Below are 17,673 nucleotides of genomic sequence, written 5' to 3'. Positions count from 1 at the left end.
TCATTTTTGTATTTGTGTTAACCCACATCTCAATAGTAAGACCATTTGATTGCCCTTTGACAAGAACACGGTCTCCTTGAGTTTGTAACTTACTCGAATTCTTGTAAGCATTCCGAACTGCTTTTCAATTTGTGAATTACTCATATTTTCAGGGAACAAGTCTTTGATTTTACTCTGTGTTGCACGTGAACCACCTTTTGTATGACCAGAAATTATATGGTCCATATCAATATCAATGCTCTTAGAGGATGGTAAGTTTATTGGCTTACATGCATTATGCGTCCAAATTCCAAGGTTAGAGACAAAGTAGGTGTGGAAGTCCTTAACCATAAAGTTGTAGACGGTCTTATGCTCTTTCTTAACCTCAATCTTCTCAATGACTAATTCCTTGCCATCCGAAGTTGTTAGAACGTAGCCAACCTCAAGGTCTTTAGACTTCACCCACCCCCTGCCGACAATCCAGAACGGATGCTCATTAGTAGTCGTTATGACTTCGCCACCAACTGAAATATTATAAGTCTCATCAACTTCACGTTGGAAGAGCCATTCAACTTCCTTATAAGCCATCTCACCTGTTTCATCGTCTTTAGCTAATACTTTGTCACCTACCTCGATTTCCTCGATAGGTTTCTCCCCTTCGTCAGTTAGAACCTTTGTATCAGCGGTGAAACAATTACAAGGATTCGATGCCTTTTTTACTACTGAATTGATTTCCTTCCCTTCCCTAATTTAGTACCAGACGTTGCTGCCTTCATAGGTGTAACTTGTACAAATAGAGCTGCTGCTTTACCCCATTGCTCCAAAGACATGGGCTTTTCTTGACTCACTTTAATGTAATCGTTAACTTCGGAAACTAGTCCTAAACTCCAATAATCTGTTGCAGTGTACCACGAGGAATGAACCTCCTTCATACCCGATACAAATCCGTTCCATTGGTCTCCAACCCAGTTATGACCACTTGGGTCCCATCGAATCAATGGATTATTCCCTACATACGTATAGAGGTTTAATGTCAACGGATTATTAATTTGCCCCTCATACGTATCCTCTGTAATAAACCTGCCTATGCTTGGATCATAGTAACGCGCTCTCAGATAGTACAATCCGCTCTCATCGTCATATACTTCGCCGCTATATTTGAAGGAGTTGGACATCCCTTCACTGGAGCTAAGCACGTTCCCCCAGATATCATAGTCATACGTGTTGATTGCCGTTCCCGCTGCGTCGGTAATTTTGACTACATCACCATGGCCGTTGTAAGAATAATAGCCTCCCTTATTTGCGGCATAATCTTTTCTAAACAGCAGCTCGTTGCCCCAAATGTTTCTTGCTTTTACATTTCCGTTTGCATCCAATTCCTCAATGATATGACCGTTCAAATAGACATACCGCGTCAGCTGTCCGTTCACATTCTTTGACGCGCGCTGTCCGTCCCCATAATAGCTGTAGGTTGCTTGCTTTCCCGCGCTATTCGAGTACGTCTTCAATTGATTTATTGCATTGTACGTATACTCTGTGGAGTCGGTACTGGGCAACGTAACACTGCCTTCGAGAGACAAACGGTTTCCGCGTTCATCGTAGCTGTACGTATTTGGGCCGGTGACTGCATTCTCTTGTTTTATCCGATTAAGCTTGTCATAACTAAATCCCAGGCTAATTCCGTTTCGGTTTATCGCCGTAATGTTGCTGAATCCATCGTAGCCAAAGCTTTCATTCCATGCCGGGACGTTGCCTTTGGATTCCAATGAAGAGACGATTTCGCCGAAAGCATTGTAGCTGCGTTCTTGCACGACTCCGTTGGAATACGTCAGAACGTTTTTATTCAGGTCCGCCCCTTGGCTGTAGCTGTATCCAACCCCACCCATATCTGGATAGTTTACCGTCTGGATACGGCTTAAATTGTCATAGGTGTAGGAAACTTGTTTGCCGTCGGGATAGGTCAAAGTGGCTAACCGATCGGCAGTGTCATAGCCTAAGAGGTAATTACGACCTGCAGCCGTCTGAACGTCCAATCGCTTCCAGAGATCATAATGGTAGGCGAGCGGCTCTCCTTCGCTTGTCGTAACCCCGATTAACAACCGTGTCGTTGGATCATAGTTGTTTTGTTGCCAATATTTCTCCACTCCGTTGGCGCCTTTAATGGACAGCCGGTTGACTTCGTTGTACGGCGTGTAAGAATACTGATGTAATTGCGACTCCCGATCCGTATGGGACTCCAGCAAACCGTTTACCGTGAATCTATTTTGCTCTTTCAGTCCGACAGCATCCGTTTCTTCTAGTTGCCAGCCCAGTTGATTGTAGCCGTTTTGTTTTTGCAGCTTTCCGTTTGTATAGGTCGCTATCACTTGACCCAACCGGTTGTACACGTATTGATTGACATTTCCTTCAGCATCTTTGAGGTATATCAGGTTTCCGCTGCCATCGTATCCGTACTGCGTAACCTGCGATTCGCCATTCCCGACCACTTCTTGTCGAACAACATTACCGCTCGGCGAGTTCGTAAAATACGTTGTACGGGATTGGATGGACTTTTTTCCACTGCGCGAATGACTCGGCCGTACCGATCCTCATAATTCCATACTTCTTTCCCGTCCGGTTGTTTGACGACGGTCGTGTTTTGCGGATAGTTAGTTGAGCCTGTCAACCTTCTGAGCAACATTTGAATAATATTAACTGGTGACTCTGCCTAATTTTGTCGAATTTTATATGTTAATGTCGATTTAAAAATACTGCCGTTTATTATCTCTAAAATCTTTGAAAAATATAGGATGTTTTTAGCTTGGTCATTTTTTATCCAAACAAAAAAATCCCCGGTCCATCCTTGGATGAGCCGGAGATTTTGTACATTTCCTAAAGTTCAGCGCAGCAGCCTCAGAAATTCCCGCATGAATCCAGGCAGATCCGGCCAAGCGTGGCCGCTGACAAGCTTGCCGTCCACATGCAGCGTGCCTTCCGGATACTTCGCGCCGAGCGACTCGACTTCGAGCCGGCAGGCGTTGTAGGCGGTCAGCGTCTTGCCTTCGAAGTAGGAGCGGTCCTTCAGGGCCAGGAACACCTGCGCCCCGTGGCAGATCGCGCCTACCGGCTTGTCCGTATCCAGGAAGTGCGCCACGATGCGCGGCAGATCCTTGTCGTTGCGGATGTACTCGGGCGCGCGGCCACCGGGGATGATAAGCGCGTCGTACAGCGAGGGGTCCACGTCCGCGAACGCGACGTTCGACTGCAACTGGTGCGCTGGCTTCTCCGTATAAGTGTCCCAGCCGTCAATAAAGTCGTGGCAGACGGTGTGGAGTACTTTGACTTGCGGCGAAGCGATGACCGCTTCATAGCCCTCCTCCTGAACGCGGTAATACGGATAGTAGACCTCCAGCACTTCCGCGGCGTCGCCGGTTACGATCAGCACGCGCTTGGACATCGGAACACTCCCTTTGGAAAATGTTGTCATACCCCATTCATTATCCTCGCCCCGAACGTAGAGCGTCAATGGTTCGGAAGGCGGGAGCGGTCGACAGATTTCCGCACGTCCATGCTACTGAAATAAGAAAAAGGATCGAGCCGCAGCTCGATCTCTCTTCCTTTTCCTGCTATAACCTTCCTACCCCGTCTTACGCGTTAATATAGGAGCAGACATAGTCGGCGACCTGGGTCACCTTCAGCTTGAACTTGCTGTTGGCGGGAACCGTGAACTCGCCCTTGCCGGAGATCGCGATCCACTCTTCGCTGCCCGGCAGCTGAACCGTCAGTTCGCCGGCGAGGAACTCCATGATCTCCGCCTGCGCGGTGCCGAACTCATACTCGCCGGGGAGCATGATGCCCAGCGTCTTGCGGGTGCCGTCCGCGAACAGCACGGTGCGGCTCGTTACTTTGCCGTCAAAGTAGACGTTCGCTTGCTTCACTACGCTTACGTTATCGAATTGCGACATGGGTGGAAAGGCCTCCTATAGATTCAGCGGCGATGAATTACACCAGCTTCTTGAATTGTGCGACGACGTTCTCGACCGTGAAGCCGTACTCCGCGATCACGCGGTCGCCCGGCGCGGATGCGCCGAACGTCGAGATGCCCAGGACCGCGCCGCCGTCGCCGACGTAGCGCTCCCAGCCGAACGGGGAAGCCATCTCGATCGCGAGACGCGCCTTGATGCCCTTCGGAATGACGCTGTCGCGGTATTCTTGCGATTGGGCTTCGAACAGATCCCAGCTCGGCAGGCTCACGACGCGGACGTGAACGCCTTGTTCGGCCAGCGCCTTCTGGGAAGCGACGGCCAGCTGCACCTCGGAGCCGGTGGCGATCAGGATGCCTTGCGGCTGACCGTTCGCGGCCTCGGAGACGATGTAGCCGCCTTGCTTGATGCCGTGGCGCGCTTTCTCCGCGGTGCCTGCGAGGATAGGCAGGTTCTGGCGGGTCAGCACCAGCGCGACCGGGTTGTCCGTGTTCTCGAGCGCATAAGCCCAAGCTGCGGAAGTCTCGTTGCCGTCCGCCGGACGGATGACCGTCAGCCCCGGAATGACGCGGATCGAAGCGAGCTGCTCGATCGGCTCGTGCGTCGGGCCGTCTTCGCCGACCGCGATGGAGTCGTGCGTCAGCACGTAGACGACCGGCTGCTTCATGATGCTAGCCAGACGCACGGCCGGACGCAGGTAGTCCGTGAAGACGAAGAACGTGCCGCCGTACACGCGCAGACCGCCGTGCAGCGAGATGCCGTTCATCGCCGCGGCCATGCCGAACTCGCGGACGCCGAAGTAGATGTTGCGGCCCGCGTAGTTGCTCGCGTTGTAGACCGGCAGCCCTTTCAGATGCGTCATCGTGGAGCTCTCGAGGTCGGCCGAGCCACCGACGAGGGCAGGAACGTTCTTCGCGAGACCGTTTAGCGCGTTACCGGAAGCGACGCGGGTCGAGACGGGCTTGTCCTCCGTCGAGTAGGTCGGCAGGTCCGCGTCCCAGCCTTGCGGCAGCTGGCGGGCCAGCGCTTGCTCGAACTGCGCGGCCAGCTCCGGATGAGCGGCCTTATACTTCGCGAACAGCGCGTCCCACTCGGCGTTGGCTTGCTCGCCATACTTCTTGACTTCGGCGAAGTGCGCGCGCACTTCCTCCGGCACGAAGAAGTCCGGCTCGTCCCACTCGTAGAAGCTCTTGGTCAGCTTGGCTTCTTCCGCGCCGAGCGGAGAGCCGTGCGGACCGGCGTGGCCGCCCTTGCCGCCCTTGTTCGGAGAGCCGTAGCCGATGACCGTCTTCACTTCGATCAGCGTCGGCTTGGACGTCTCGGCTTGCGCTTCGGCGATCGCCTTGGCGAGCGCGTTCAAGTCGTTGCCGTCTTCGACGCGAAGCACCTGCCAGTTGTAGCCTTCGAAACGCTTCTTCACGCTCTCGGAGAACGACAGGCTCAGCTCGCCGTCCAGAGAGATGTCGTTCGAGTCGTACAGGACGACCAGTTTGCCGAGCTGCAAGTGACCCGCGAGAGAAGCCGATTCGGACGAGATGCCTTCGGACAGGTCGCCGTCGCCGCAGATGGAGTATGTAAAGTGGTTGATCACGTCGAACCCGTCGCGGTTGTATGTAGCGGACAGCTGCGCTTCCGCCATCGCCATGCCGACCGCCATCGCGATGCCTTGTCCGAGCGGACCGGTCGTCGCGTCGACGCCCGCCGTGTGGCCGAATTCCGGGTGACCCGGCGTCTTGGAGCCCCATTGGCGGAAGTTCTTCAGCTCTTCGATCGGCAGATCGTAGCCGCTCAGGTGCAGCAGGGAATAGAGCAGCATCGAACCGTGGCCTGCGGACAGTACGAAGCGGTCGCGGTCGATCCATGCCGGCTGCGACGGATTGTGCTTCATGGTCTTGGCGAACAGCTGGTAGCCCATCGGAGCGGCGCCCATCGGCATGCCCGGGTGGCCGGACTTCGCTTTCTCGATGGCGTCGATCGCCAAGGTGCGGATAGTCGTGACGGAAAGCTGTTCAACGGATTTCGAACTGGTTGTCATACGTAAGTGGTCCTCCTTCTCTATGTGCACGAACGATAATCGCTCGTGACCTGCGTAATGTACGTTAATCCTTTAACTCGCTGCAGTTAATCCTGAATATTGTACCACGGTGCCCCTCGTTTTACCACTCAGGTTGTACGGACAAGTTGGGTAAATCGGAGCGTGAAAAAGAGGCGGGACCCCCGGCGATTTTTCAATCCTCAGACGGGGCTGCGAGACTTGCCCGATTCATGCGCCCGGCTGCAGAATCGACTGACGCGCAGGAGAATCCGATCGCGACGACCCCCTGCCGCAAGCCGGCGCTTGCTAGCAAAAAACCGGCTCGTCAGCCGGTTCCCGCGCGGCGAAGCTTGACTTCCAGTTCGTCTCCGGCCACGAGCGGCGGTTCGCCCGCCGCGGCCAACCGCCGGTTGACCGCGGCGTACAGGTCGCCCATATAGACGAAGCCGTCTTCGATATACATGACCCATTCGTCGTTCTCCACGTCATAGGCGACGCGTCCCTCGATGACCGTCTTCTGCCGCTTCATTGCTTGTCCTCCGCAGTCGGGTTTAGACAAAGGCGACCGTCTTGTTCTGATAAACGACGAGACGGTCCTCGGCATGCCACTTCACGGCGCGCGCGAGCACGATCCTTTCGATATGGCGGCCTATCCGCTTCAGCTCCGCGACGTTGTCGCGATGGCTGACGCGCTGCACGTCCTGCTCGATGATCGGGCCGGCGTCGAGCTCGGCGGTCACGTAGTGCGCGGTGGCGCCGATCAGCTTGACGCCGCGATCGTAGGCTTGCTGATAAGGCTTGCCGCCGACGAACGCGGGCAGGAAGGAGTGATGGATGTTAATGATGCGGTTCGTGAAGCGCTCGATGAACTTCGGCGTGACGATCTGCATGTAGCGGGCCAGAATGACCAGATCGACCTTGCCGGACGTGAGTTCCAACTGTTGGCGCTCGGCCTCGGCCTTCGTCTCTGCCGTCACAGGAATATGATGGTACGGGATGCCGAACGACTCTACGAGCGCCCGCATGTCGTTGTGGTTGCTGATGACCATCGCGATGTCCGCTTCCAGATCGCCCGCTTGCCATTGCCAGAGCAGCTCGAGCAGGCAGTGATCTTCCTTCGAGACGAAGATGGCGAGACGTTTCTTGCGGCTGGCGCGGTAGACGCTCCAGCGCATCTCGAAGCGATCCGCGATACGCGTGAAGTCCTCCTGCAGAGAAGGCAGGTTCTGCTCCAGGTTCTGCAGGTCGAACTCGATCCGCATGAAGAACATGCCGCCTTCGGGATCCATCGTGTATTGGTCCGACTGCACGATGTTGGCGCCTTGCTCGTAGAGGAATTGCGAGACTGCCGCGACGATCCCCGCGCGATCCGGGCAGGAGACAAGCATGCGGGCGCGGTTGGCCTTGTCGTCGCGCCCTTTGGCGTCTTGGGGCTGATATACGGTTTGACTCATGAGTGATATCCGACCTCTTTCCTTCGATTGCTCCCGGCTTTCCTTAGACCTTAAACCTTAACCAGCCATTCCTTGCCGGCCAGGTAGACGGTCAGCCGCTGATTGACCGCTTCCTCGCTGTATTCCGGCGACAGCACCCGGTTCTCGATCGCCAGATCGTACAACCGTTCCAGCGGTTCGCGCGGATCGGCTTTCTTCGCTTTGGCGTCCGACTTGAGCAGCTCCCAGGTGTTCAGGATGAACGAGCGGGGATGAATGTCCTGCTTCTGGAAAAAATGATGAAGACGCTCGACGTCCTCGAGGAACTCGCCGCCGAAGCGAGCGTCCACGTCGCCGCGCAGCAGCGCGATCTCCGCCTCGTACATCGGACGTTCGGCCCCGGCTTTTTTCCCGATCCACGGGGTCTCGAGGATGAACGGCCTGCCGCTCAGCAGCTCGTGACTCGCCACGTTGTTGAGCGCTTCGTAACCGAGCCATCCGGAGCCGACCGGCGCGTGGCGGTCTTTGGCGGCGCCCGCCGGGTTCTTGCTGTCGTTCAGATGCACGACCGCGATGCGGTCGAGGCCGACGATCTCGTCGAACTGGCGCAGCACGCCGTCCAGGTCGCCGACAATGTCGTAGCCGGCGTCGTGAATGTGACAGGTGTCCATGCAGACGGTCAACCGGTGGTTGTCGCGCACCTTCTCGATGATGGCCGCCAGCTCCTCGAAGCTCCGCCCGATCTCGGAGCCCTTGCCCGCCATCGTCTCGAGCGCGATGTTCACGTCCGTCTCCTTCGTGCCTTCGAGCACCTCGTTCAAGCCTTCGGCGATGCGCGCGATGCCGTATTCCGGGTCTTTCTCCGTATACGCGCCCGGATGCAGCACGATATTTTTCACGCCGATCGCGTTCGTCCGGCGAATCTCTTCCTGCAGGAAGTTGACCGCGAGCTCGAACGTATCTTCCTTATAAGAGCCGAGATTGATAATGTACGGCGCATGGACGACGATCTCGCCGATGCCGGCCGCGGCCATCGCCTCTTGGCCCTCGGGGATGTACAAGCTCTCGATGGGCTTGCGCCGCGTGTTCTGCGGGGCCCCGGTGTATATCATGAAAGTGCTGGAACCATAAGTATTCGCTTCGTTGGTCGCGGTGAGCAAACCCTTGTCCGAAAAAGACACGTGAGAACCGATCTTCAGCATGATCATGCTCCTCTCCGAATCCGACGCCGCTTGCCCGAACGGGCGCGGGTCGTCCCAATAAAATCACCCCCTATTGTATCGCGAACGTCGAAATAAATCTAGAAATACGCTATAATTTGAAGACGAGGTGACAGATGATGTGGTTGAAATCGACCCCCGATTGGTTTATGTACAGCATTGGATTCTGGACGATCGTCATGGTCGTCTTCATGTGCATCGGCGGATTCTTCATGTTCCGCAAATTTCTGAAAGTGCTCCCCAAGTCCGACGGCAAATCGAAGCTCGACTGGCAGAACCATTGGGTCGAGTTAAGCCGGCCGCTATGGACCGATGAATCCAAGGCGCTCCTGGACAAGCTGGTGTCCCCGATTCCTACCGCGTTCCGCGATATCGCGAAGCATTCGATCGCCGCGCAGATCGGCCAGCTCGCCGTCGAGAGCGGGGAACCGCACGTGACGGAAGAGCATTGCATCCGTGGCTACATCCTGGCGACGCCGAAGCGGGACCATACGTTCCTGATCAACTTCCTGGAGAAGAATCAGATCGACTACGCGCCTTACCGGCACCTGCTGGGCTAACCAATCCAGGCGGAGTCTAGTCAAATCGGAGGTTGCCGTCTGCCGGAACCGAGCGAATACGAGACTCGGAGAGACGTCGGCAGCGCGAATGCCGTCGTTCGCCGACCCGGCTCGCGGAAAAAAAACGAAACCTTTGGGCGCCCGCATCGTCTAACCTAGTGAAGGTACTCAACGCAACGAAGATGGACGACTGCTATGGAGGTGCTTTTACCGCATGTTGAATAACCTGAACCGTTATGGAAAAAACTCCGCATGGGCCGTCGCCGTGCTGACGATGCTCTTGATGGGCACGGGATGCAGCGACAACGGAAACAAATCGACGAACGCTTCTCCTTCGGCCAGCGCTTCGGCAACCGCCAGCGCTTCGGCATCGGCTTCGAGCGAACCGACGCCATCGGCCAGCGCATCCGACTCGGCCTCTCCACCGGCCGGCACCGAGACCAAAGAAGACACGGGCGAATATACCGGCCTGGGCGATACGCACTCGATCGAGATCAAGACGTCGGAAGGTCCGACCACCTTCCAAGTGGACCCCGATATCGTGGACAAGGTGTCCGATTGGGCTGAAGGCACCAAGGTCAAATTCAAATACGAGATTACGAGCGTCGAGGGCGATGCTTCGCAGAAGCAGCGGACGATCATCTCGATCGACAAGGCTTAATCCGATACGCGATCATAAACCCAGGGTGAGGTGTTCCGCATGCGCGTCATGCTCTGCGGCGGTACCGGCTTCATCGGCACCGCATTGGCCCGCGCGCTCGAAGCGCGCGGAGACGAAGCTTGGATCATCACCCGCCACAAGCCTGCGGCTCCTGCCGCAGGCTTTCGCTATGCGACGTGGGACGAGTGGGCCGCCGATCCGGCGCTCGGAGGCGCCGTCGACGGCATCGTCAATCTGGCGGGCGAGTCGATCAATCAGCGATGGACGGCTGCGGCCAAGGAGCGGATCGTCCAGTCCCGCGTTCGCGCCGCCGAGCGGATCGCGGACATCGTGCGCCGCATGGAAGCTCCGCCGGGCGTCGTCGCGAATGCATCGGGCATCTCCCTCTACGGGCACTCATATACGGGAGAGGGTCGAGGGATATCGTCTGCCTCGGCGACCTTCTTGAACGAAAGAGGCGAGGCGATTCAGCCGTTCGACGAGTCCGCTCCCGTCCAGCCCGCCGACTTCCTCGGCCGCACCATCATCGAATGGGAAGCGGCCGCAGACCGCATTCCCGCGGAGCGCCTCGTGAAGCTGCGGATCGGCCTCGTGCTGGGCCGCGGCGGCGGGGCATTCCCTCTGCTGCGACTGCCGCACCGGCTCTTTGTCGGAGGCAGGATGGGGTCGGGCAGACAGGGCATGCCGTGGATTCATCTGGACGACATGGTGTCGCTCATCCTGTTCAGCCTGGATACTCCGACGCTGAGCGGCCCCGTCAACGCCATCGGCCCGGAGCCGGTCGACAACGACGCCTTCGGCCGCACGCTCGGCCGGGTCATCGGACGCCCGCATTGGTTCCCCGTCCCCGGCGGGCTCCTCCGCGCAGTCCTCGGCGAGATGTCCTGCCTCCTGCTGACCGGCCAACACGCGACGCCCCGCCGCGCGCTGGATCACGGCTTCGTCTTTCGCTATCCGCGGCTGGAGGAAGCGCTCAAGAACCTGTTAAGGTAGCGCTCGCGCCTTCAAAGCAACCAACACGCCATCCAACGCAGCGAAACGCAATGTTGTAATTGATGCAACATTGAAACCAATCGAACGCTAGGACGCGCACATTACAAATAACGCACCCGCGACCGCCCGATGGGGCGGTCGTTGTCGTTAGGTCTATCAAGTTAGATCGTGATCGATGAAGTTCGATAGCGAGTACGAGACTAGCCGCGATACCGATAGATCGAGCTAGAGATTTGCAATTGGTCGCCCGGCTCCAGCGGATACGGTTCATAGGGCGTCATCGGCTGTCCGTTCAGCCAGGTTCCGTTTCGAGAGCCGAGATCCTTGGCTACCCAACGATCCTCTTGCCGCAGCATCTCGAGATGCGCCCGGGAGATGCCGTTGGTCTCGTCCACGTGCTGGGCGGCTTCCGCCGAACGGCCGATGATCATGGATGCGCCTTGCAGCGGAATGCTCATCTTGCGCTCGCCCGACTCCCACTCCAGATATGACGACGCCATCGGAGACGACCCGGCTCCCGACAACCATACCGTCGCCTCGTTATGCGGCAGTCTCCCCGTCGGCTGGGCCAGGAACGATGCCTGCGAAGACGGGGGAGCCGAACTTACGGAAGATGCTGCGCTTGGCTGCGCGAGCGCTTGAAGACGCGAAGCCCGATCAAGCTGCCCGTAAGACTGCGGATATGAGGAGACTCCGGCAAATGCGGACTGTTGTACAGATGACGCTAGCGCGGCTTCGGCATACGAACGCTCGAACCCTTCCCGTCTTGGCGGCGCACCGTATGCAGACGCCTCCTCCCATTCGGCCTCCTGTCCGTTGGCAAGCCAACCCTGCTGCTCCCGTCTCGGAAATCGTTCTCCGCCCGGCGCCGGCGGATCCAGCGGACCTTGCCCCCAGCCCCGTCCGGACGAACGCGGCGGCGTACCGCTTCCTCCCGTATCTTCATCGCGGCCTTCGCTTTCGATCGATTCCGCTTCGGCTGGGCCTTCGCTCTTGCGTTTAAATTTGGCAGGCCCTCCGTTCCACCAATACACGCAAGCTCCGATCGCGCCGAGCGTGACGCCGATGGCAAGCAGCATCCCCCGTTGGCCCGGGTGTTCGGCGTAGAGGAACCTCCAAGCCATTGCGCTCGCCGCGACGCCGCCTACCGATAACCACGTTCGCCAGCGACCGATCGGCATCCCGCTCATCCGATCAGATGCGCCCGCTCCCGCGGCTTCGCCGGAATCCTCAGCTCCGATCAGGCCGGACAGCGTCTGCGGATCGCCTGCCGGCGGCGACAGCCAGCCGAACGCCCGCGAACCTGCCCTCGCCGGCTCCTGGGCGCGCGCCGGCTGCACGTATGCTGCGTGGTTCTGTAGGACGCGGCCTTCATCCTTCCGTGCCGGCCCACGATCCGCTTCGTGCCCGCCTGCCATCGAAGCGGACAGTCCCCACGGGCTATCGGTTCCGCGGCGCCCCTGCCTCTCCTGCGCATCCGCAACAGGGCGGTCCGAGCCGATCAACCGCTCGGCCATGTACTGTCGGGTGTAGCGTCTCAACAAGCCGGGCATAAAGTCCGGCGAAGCGACCAAGCGGAGCAACTGCTGCAGCGCGGTTCCGTCCAGCTCCGCAACGCGCATGAACCAACGGACCAGCAGCCTTTCGAGATCATCGGCGTAGGAGGAGGATGCCGGGCCGGAACCGGCAACCGGCAAATAGGTAAATCGCAAGTCGTGCCAGCCTTCGCCCGCGAAAATATAATCATCGTGCAGCGCAAGCCGCTCGACATCGAGCATATAGTCCAGACATTGCTCCATCGTCTCCGCCATGCTGCAGAGCGCCACCATCGCGTCCTCCATCGACCACTTGGCTGCCCGGGACGCCTGGCTTAACATTCGGCTTCCCTTTAACGCATACCGAAGCTGGACGGAGCCATTGATCTCTTCTACTTCAAGCGGCAGCAGGCCGGGGATGTCGCAAGACTTCAACATGCCCGATTGCACAGGATCCATCTCTTCTCTGCGCAAGGGCGACTCCCGCTCCAGCACCATAAAGTGGCCGCGTCCCTGCTCGAACCTCACCCGATACCCGTTCATCCCATCTTCCCCTTTCGCGTTCCACGTCCGGACGCGCCGCTTACCTATATCTCTCGCATTAACCAGACCAGCCGCTCCAGAAGAGCGCGACGTAGGCTGGCGCCACCGCCAGCATGAACGGGAACCGCGCTCCCCGGCGCCCAACCGAGGGATGTTCGCCCCATGGCCACTTTAGACGGCGCGCAGCCGTGCGCACGCCCGGCAGCCGCATCGCCATGAGCAGCAGCGCGATGGCGCCTGCGCACAGCACGGAGCCTACGACTAACTGCAGAGCCATCGCCGCGCCGGCCCAGGCCCCGAACGCCGCAAACCATTTGACGTCGCCGCCGCCAATTCCCCGTAGCGCATAAAGCAAGAGCAGAGGAAGCATCCCTGCCGCGACGCCCCCAAGCGTCCATCCGATCCGCCCGTATCCATGCGCGATCACTTGATAGAGCAGACCGGCTGCCGCGAAGGAAACCGTCAGCCCGTTGGGGATCTCCATCCGGCGAAGATCCGTCCAACATGCCGCTCCTAACAGGACGACGGTCGCGGCCCATTCGATTGCGTTCATTTCTCTTCCCCTCTTTCTCTGAGCCGTCGCTTCACGGCTCTTTCCCCGCGACTTCAAACGTTTGCCGCCAAGGCGAGTCGCTCCCCGTGCGCGCTTCCCAGGACCATGTGCCGATCGTCGTATTGCCAGAGACGTGCCACGTCCAGCTCACCAGCCCCGATGCGTCAGCCGTAGCCAACCCAAGGTGTTTCGCCTGACTCGCTCCGCTCTTGTACAACACGGTCAGATCCACCGTCGCGCCGGGTTCCGCCCGCAGCGTCAACGTCGCTTTGCGCCCACGTCGCACCGGATTCGGCTCCAAGGAGACGAATGACAACGCGCTCGGCTTCCCTTCCCCGTCATCTAGCATCGAGCGCGAAGGCAAACCTCCGATCCATGCCCGTTCGCTGGCAGACTCCCGGAGGATTAACGTTCGCCCGATAAAGGGAACCTGGAAGGGAAGTCGGTATTCCGCTTGTACAGTGAGATAGGCTTGCGCCAAGTCGTCTGCAGCGGGGAGCGTAACCGAGGAGACTTCCAAGCGATCGGACCGCAGCACGGTCGGATCTGCGGTGCGAAGCAGAATTTGCCGAAATGCCTGTCTGGCGGCAATCTGCTCCGGGTTCCAATCGCCGTCCGCCGCCTGCTTGGCCCAGTCGCCGATCGGTGCGGGTAGGAACTGCCCGTACCGGCCGAGCGTCTCTCCGATGCCGGCCAGGGCGTCGCTCCATTGCTGCGACTTCTGATAGATCGGAGATGCGCGCGCCTTGTCTAGCCCCGCCGAGATGGGATACCAGGCGGAAGCCGCTTGCCGGGCGGTCTGCGACACCGCGCCGTGGAGCGCCATGGAGATGGTGGCCGCCTGCACGAGATAGATCAGGAACAGGATCGCCAACATGAATACCGGCATGACCAGCGCGGCTTCCAGCGTGACGCTGCCTTCTCTCTTTCTATTGGTAGGCATCCTCGGCGGCGTACGTGGCTTCATAGCGGCCCCCCTTTACGGTGCCTCCCCATTCTCCCGCTTGACCCAGGAGACGGATGAGACCAGGTAAAAACCACAGTCGCAGCGAGTTTGCGCCTTCTCCTTTGACGTAGGTATAAGCGCCCTTTAGCGAGATGCCCGTCTCCAGCTCGATGACGGCGATCCGCCGGGAAGTCTGTCCGGCCGAACTGCCGTGAAGCAGCAGGAAGAGACGAAGGTAGTCGACGTAGTATGTATCGATCTTCGTGTACTTGGATAAGGGAATCGTCCCCTTGTTCAGCAAAAGCTGCATGTCCGACATCGCTTCACGAATGCCGTAGAGCGTGGCGGCGGCCAGGATGACAAGCGGGTGCCCGTAGGAACGGCACTCGATCAATCCCTCCATCGTCCGGATCGCCAGTCGAAACGAGAACAGCTCGCCATAGGCTGCCGCGATATTCCTTGACGGGTTGTTCATGCCGTATAGCACGTATTCGACCTGTTGGCCTCGCGGCATCATCAGCTCCGTCCCGTCGCCCCCGTCCAGCATCGCTTTGACCGCTGCGGGTTCCGCCCGCGTGAACCGGCCGATCGTATATTCCGCAAAGTACACCGTATCTCGCCCGCCGACCGCCGATGCGGCGAGCGCATCGAGCCATCCGTCCGCATCCGTCATCGCTTGCCCCCGGCCCTCTTCCGGCTTGGCCTGCACGCCGGCGGAAGCGATCGCCTCCGCCTCGGCCTGATTCCAATCCCCGTTCGCCCGGAAAGCGCGATCGAGCTTGTCGAATGCAGCCTGGGCTTCCGGCGAACCGTTCAGGCCGCTGAATGTACCGAGAAAGGATCTGACGCCGGACCATGCCGAACGCGATTGACTCTCGTAAGCTTTGCGCTCTTCGTCCGAAGCGCGATGCGCCTTCACCGTCTGGGCCCTCTGCTTGACCACGATCCCTCCCTCTCCATATGACCTTGCATAGGCTGCATTCTTCGTTTGCAAGTCTTCGGCGCCGTTCCTCAACGCGCCGCCCATTCCGGTCGATCCGGGTACCGCGGACAAAAGCCGCGAGAACGAATCCGCCGAACCCGTCGCTTGCGCGGCCGACGCCCGCTGCGCCTCCAATTCCCGGCCGTAATCGGTGAAGAAGGATTCCTCCAGCGCGAGCGCGGCCGTCGTCCGGCGCATTTCGCCCAGCGCATCCGCTTGGTCCCCGCCAACGACGGCCTCCTCGTCGACTGGCGTCGCCATAGCCGCGGCTTCCGAAGCGATCCGCCGCATCTCCGCATTCGCATCTTCCGCGTCGGCCAGCGCCGCCTGCGCGAGCGACAAGTACCGCTCCGCATCGCCGGATGCCCGCGCCGAGGCCGAGCTTAAATGCGCAGCCAGGGCGGTCACGCCCGACTCGTATGCCGCAATCTCGGCGGAATACCGCGGACTGAAGTCCGGCCGGACCGGCGGCGTCTCGTTTTGGCCGGCTTGGGCATTTCCTCCGCTCTCCCTCGCTCGCCGCCGTTCCTCTTCGTCTCTCTCCCATTGCCTGCGGGCTTCTTCCCTTGCCGCATCCTCCGACCGCTTGGCCACATAATCGTCGTACATCAACGCCGCGTCCGCGATGTCTTGCACCCTTCCGGCCGGCCGGGATCCCGCCAGGTTAACAGGCGGGAGAGGGATCTTGCCGTTCCAGGCGCTCACGATCCCGCTCCCGGCAGCGCCTTGCGCGCTCATCGCCTTATCCAAGGCTTCTTCCCGGCGATCATAGGCTTGCTTCATCCGTTCGAGCGCGTCGACGGTTCCCTTCGCCTCCTTCATTACGGAAGAGAAACCCCGGAACCGGGAGGCGATCTCCAGCGTCAAGTCGATCGGCGCCTTGTACTTCATCTCCTCCAGCACCTGCCTGCGGAACACGTCATGCAGACCGAGGGGACGGCTCTCCGTGACGTCCGTACGCTCCCATCGGGTATCGAGGAGCCGGAAGACATCTTCTTCCTCCGGTTCCCGATTCCCCTCCAGGGTCCGGAGGAACACCTCCTCCCCCGGATCCCCGCCGCGGGCGAACAGTCCGTAGCGCGAATACAATGCCGGATCGTAGGAAGAGAGGATCGAACGCGCTCCCGCCTTGACCGATAGCTCGGACTGCTTGCGAAATGCGGCGATCCGCGCCAGATCGATCAGCAAGCCGGTCAGCAGCACGAAGGCGGCCGTAACGGCGATAAAGTAGATGGACACCGAGCCGCTCGTGCGTCGCGAATATTTCCGCTGCCTGGAACGGCCTTTCATGTTCGCTGCTGCCATGGCTTAACCCCTCTCCTCAGCGATCGCTATCCGCTGGCGTCCGTTCGTTCCATCAATACCGCCGCCGCTTTCGTCCGATAAGCACTCTCCCCTTCCTTCGCTCCCCGCATCTTGGCGGTGTAATAGCGGATGAGATCGAACGTCCGAACCGTCTCGACGGGATCTACGACCGCGGCATTCGTTCCCGCCGAGACTTTCGCGGAGCCCCTGAACCGCCGCAGCGGCTCCAGCTCGGAAGGATCTTCCGCGAGGATCGACACTTGCCGCCAAACCAGCTTGTTCTCGTAGCCGATCTCTCCGCGAAGCGTCGTCGGCAGCTTGTCCGCGCCCATACGCAGCTTGCGCAACGCAAGCGAATGACCGGATGACTCTCCCGCGGCGGGAAAAGCGAGGCGGGGCGCGGAATTCGAATCGGGCATGGCGGTGCCGAACAGGCCGCTGAGCAGCGCATCGTCGGCCACTCGCCAATACAGTCCGTCATATTGACCGTCCGGATAGCCGCCCGTCCGCCACTCCTTCGCGGAGTTCGTCCAATTGAACGCGACCCGCTCTCCCGATACCGTTGCCGAATAGTAGGCCATGGCCCCTTGGGCTTTGAACAACGCGAAGAACAAGATGAGGAAGGTGACGATCATCATGACGGGGAACACAAGGGACGACTCCAGCACAATCGAACCCGATACGTCGCTGCGAAGAGAGCGCCAAATCCTCTTCTCCTCCACAGATGGCCATGCGGCTCGCATCTCCAATCTCCGCTTACGAGAAGAAGGAGTCGGACTTGCCCTCCACCTTCTCGAACAACCCGCCCAGAAAGTCCAAGATCCATTCGCGGAACAGAAGCGCCACCGCGATGATGACCGCCGCGATCAAGACGATCTCCAGCGTACCGAGTCCCTCCTTGTCCCGCCAGAAAGCGGCTGTCCACCTGACGCTCATGCGTTGAATCCGGGTTAATGCTCTCATCTT

17 protein-coding genes are annotated in these 17,673 nt (G+C 59.1%); 3 read left to right on the top strand and 14 right to left on the bottom strand.

Annotated features, from left to right (window positions below; all coding sequences use genetic code 11):
• From H7C19_RS35055 to H7C19_RS29330, 8 genes are all read right to left on the bottom strand, one after another.
• Positions 1 to 711 (bottom strand): polymorphic toxin-type HINT domain-containing protein, encoded by a 711-nt coding sequence (locus tag H7C19_RS35055; protein WP_313732045.1) that lies wholly within the window; start codon positions 709 to 711, stop codon positions 1 to 3.
• Positions 699 to 2,366: an RHS repeat domain-containing protein gene (locus H7C19_RS29360; RefSeq protein WP_446681764.1), complete on the bottom strand. Its 1,668-nt coding sequence runs from the start codon at positions 2,364 to 2,366 to the stop codon at positions 699 to 701. The genes H7C19_RS35055 and H7C19_RS29360 overlap by 13 nt, the downstream gene beginning before the upstream one ends.
• Before the next feature lie 491 nt (positions 2,367 to 2,857).
• Positions 2,858 to 3,415: a DJ-1/PfpI family protein gene (locus H7C19_RS29355; RefSeq protein WP_185672657.1), complete on the bottom strand. Its 558-nt coding sequence runs from the start codon at positions 3,413 to 3,415 to the stop codon at positions 2,858 to 2,860.
• Positions 3,416 to 3,605: 190 nt separating this feature from the next.
• Positions 3,606 to 3,923: a pyrimidine/purine nucleoside phosphorylase gene (ppnP, locus tag H7C19_RS29350; protein ID WP_185672656.1), complete on the bottom strand. Its 318-nt coding sequence runs from the start codon at positions 3,921 to 3,923 to the stop codon at positions 3,606 to 3,608.
• Between the two features lie 37 nt (positions 3,924 to 3,960).
• Positions 3,961 to 5,976: a transketolase gene (gene tkt / locus H7C19_RS29345; RefSeq protein ID WP_185672655.1), complete on the bottom strand. Its 2,016-nt coding sequence runs from the start codon at positions 5,974 to 5,976 to the stop codon at positions 3,961 to 3,963.
• Between the two features lie 325 nt (positions 5,977 to 6,301).
• A complete protein-coding gene (locus tag H7C19_RS29340; protein WP_185672654.1) occupies positions 6,302 to 6,505 on the bottom strand; it encodes a hypothetical protein in 204 nt (67 codons plus the stop codon).
• Positions 6,506 to 6,527: 22 nt separating this feature from the next.
• Positions 6,528 to 7,430 (bottom strand): formyltetrahydrofolate deformylase, encoded by a 903-nt coding sequence (gene purU / locus H7C19_RS29335; protein WP_185672653.1) that lies wholly within the window; start codon positions 7,428 to 7,430, stop codon positions 6,528 to 6,530.
• A 50-nt stretch (positions 7,431 to 7,480) separates the two neighbouring features.
• The gene (locus H7C19_RS29330; RefSeq protein ID WP_185672652.1) at positions 7,481 to 8,611 is read right to left on the bottom strand and encodes a deoxyribonuclease IV; all 1,131 of its coding nucleotides are present in this window, start codon (positions 8,609 to 8,611) and stop codon (positions 7,481 to 7,483) included.
• A gap of 167 nt (positions 8,612 to 8,778) precedes the next feature.
• Between H7C19_RS29330 and H7C19_RS29325 the strand changes: the two genes are divergently transcribed.
• The 3 genes from H7C19_RS29325 (at position 8,779) to H7C19_RS29315 (ending at position 10,843) form a co-directional block, all read left to right on the top strand.
• Entirely contained in the window at positions 8,779 to 9,189 is a 411-nt protein-coding gene (locus H7C19_RS29325; protein WP_281385028.1) for a DUF2621 family protein, read from the top strand.
• A 214-nt stretch (positions 9,190 to 9,403) separates the two neighbouring features.
• Positions 9,404 to 9,850 (top strand): LytA/YqiH family protein, encoded by a 447-nt coding sequence (locus H7C19_RS29320; protein WP_185672650.1) that lies wholly within the window; start codon positions 9,404 to 9,406, stop codon positions 9,848 to 9,850.
• Positions 9,851 to 9,889: 39 nt separating this feature from the next.
• Positions 9,890 to 10,843 carry an epimerase gene (locus tag H7C19_RS29315; protein WP_185672649.1) on the top strand — a complete coding sequence of 318 codons (954 nt, stop codon included), beginning with the start codon at positions 9,890 to 9,892 and terminating at the stop codon, positions 10,841 to 10,843.
• A 200-nt stretch (positions 10,844 to 11,043) separates the two neighbouring features.
• On the opposite strand, the gene H7C19_RS29310 is transcribed toward H7C19_RS29315, so the two are convergent.
• Genes H7C19_RS29310 through H7C19_RS29285 form a run of 6 tightly spaced genes read right to left on the bottom strand, consistent with a single transcriptional unit; the run spans position 11,044 to position 17,670 of the window.
• A complete protein-coding gene (locus H7C19_RS29310; protein WP_185672648.1) occupies positions 11,044 to 12,921 on the bottom strand; it encodes a DUF6382 domain-containing protein in 1,878 nt (625 codons plus the stop codon).
• 58 nt (positions 12,922 to 12,979) lie between these two features.
• Positions 12,980 to 13,474 carry an A24 family peptidase gene (locus H7C19_RS29305; RefSeq protein ID WP_185672647.1) on the bottom strand — a complete coding sequence of 165 codons (495 nt, stop codon included), beginning with the start codon at positions 13,472 to 13,474 and terminating at the stop codon, positions 12,980 to 12,982.
• Between the two features lie 31 nt (positions 13,475 to 13,505).
• Positions 13,506 to 14,417 carry a TadE/TadG family type IV pilus assembly protein gene (locus H7C19_RS29300; protein ID WP_221469547.1) on the bottom strand — a complete coding sequence of 304 codons (912 nt, stop codon included), beginning with the start codon at positions 14,415 to 14,417 and terminating at the stop codon, positions 13,506 to 13,508.
• Positions 14,404 to 16,707, bottom strand: coding sequence for a hypothetical protein (locus H7C19_RS29295; RefSeq protein ID WP_185672645.1), 2,304 nt, complete (start codon positions 16,705 to 16,707; stop codon positions 14,404 to 14,406). The genes H7C19_RS29300 and H7C19_RS29295 overlap by 14 nt, the downstream gene beginning before the upstream one ends.
• A 26-nt stretch (positions 16,708 to 16,733) precedes the next feature.
• Positions 16,734 to 17,450: a pilus assembly protein gene (locus H7C19_RS29290; protein WP_185672644.1), complete on the bottom strand. Its 717-nt coding sequence runs from the start codon at positions 17,448 to 17,450 to the stop codon at positions 16,734 to 16,736.
• A gap of 13 nt (positions 17,451 to 17,463) precedes the next feature.
• On the bottom strand, positions 17,464 to 17,670 hold the full coding sequence (locus tag H7C19_RS29285) for a Flp1 family type IVb pilin (RefSeq protein WP_185672643.1): 207 nt from the start codon (positions 17,668 to 17,670) through the stop codon (positions 17,464 to 17,466).
• Positions 17,671 to 17,673: the final 3 nt, after the last annotated feature.

It is taken from the genome of Cohnella nanjingensis, from assembly GCF_014212125.1.
Lineage (GTDB): Bacteria > Bacillota > Bacilli > Paenibacillales > Paenibacillaceae > Cohnella > Cohnella nanjingensis.
This window is presented reverse-complemented; position numbering and strand designations above follow the sequence as displayed.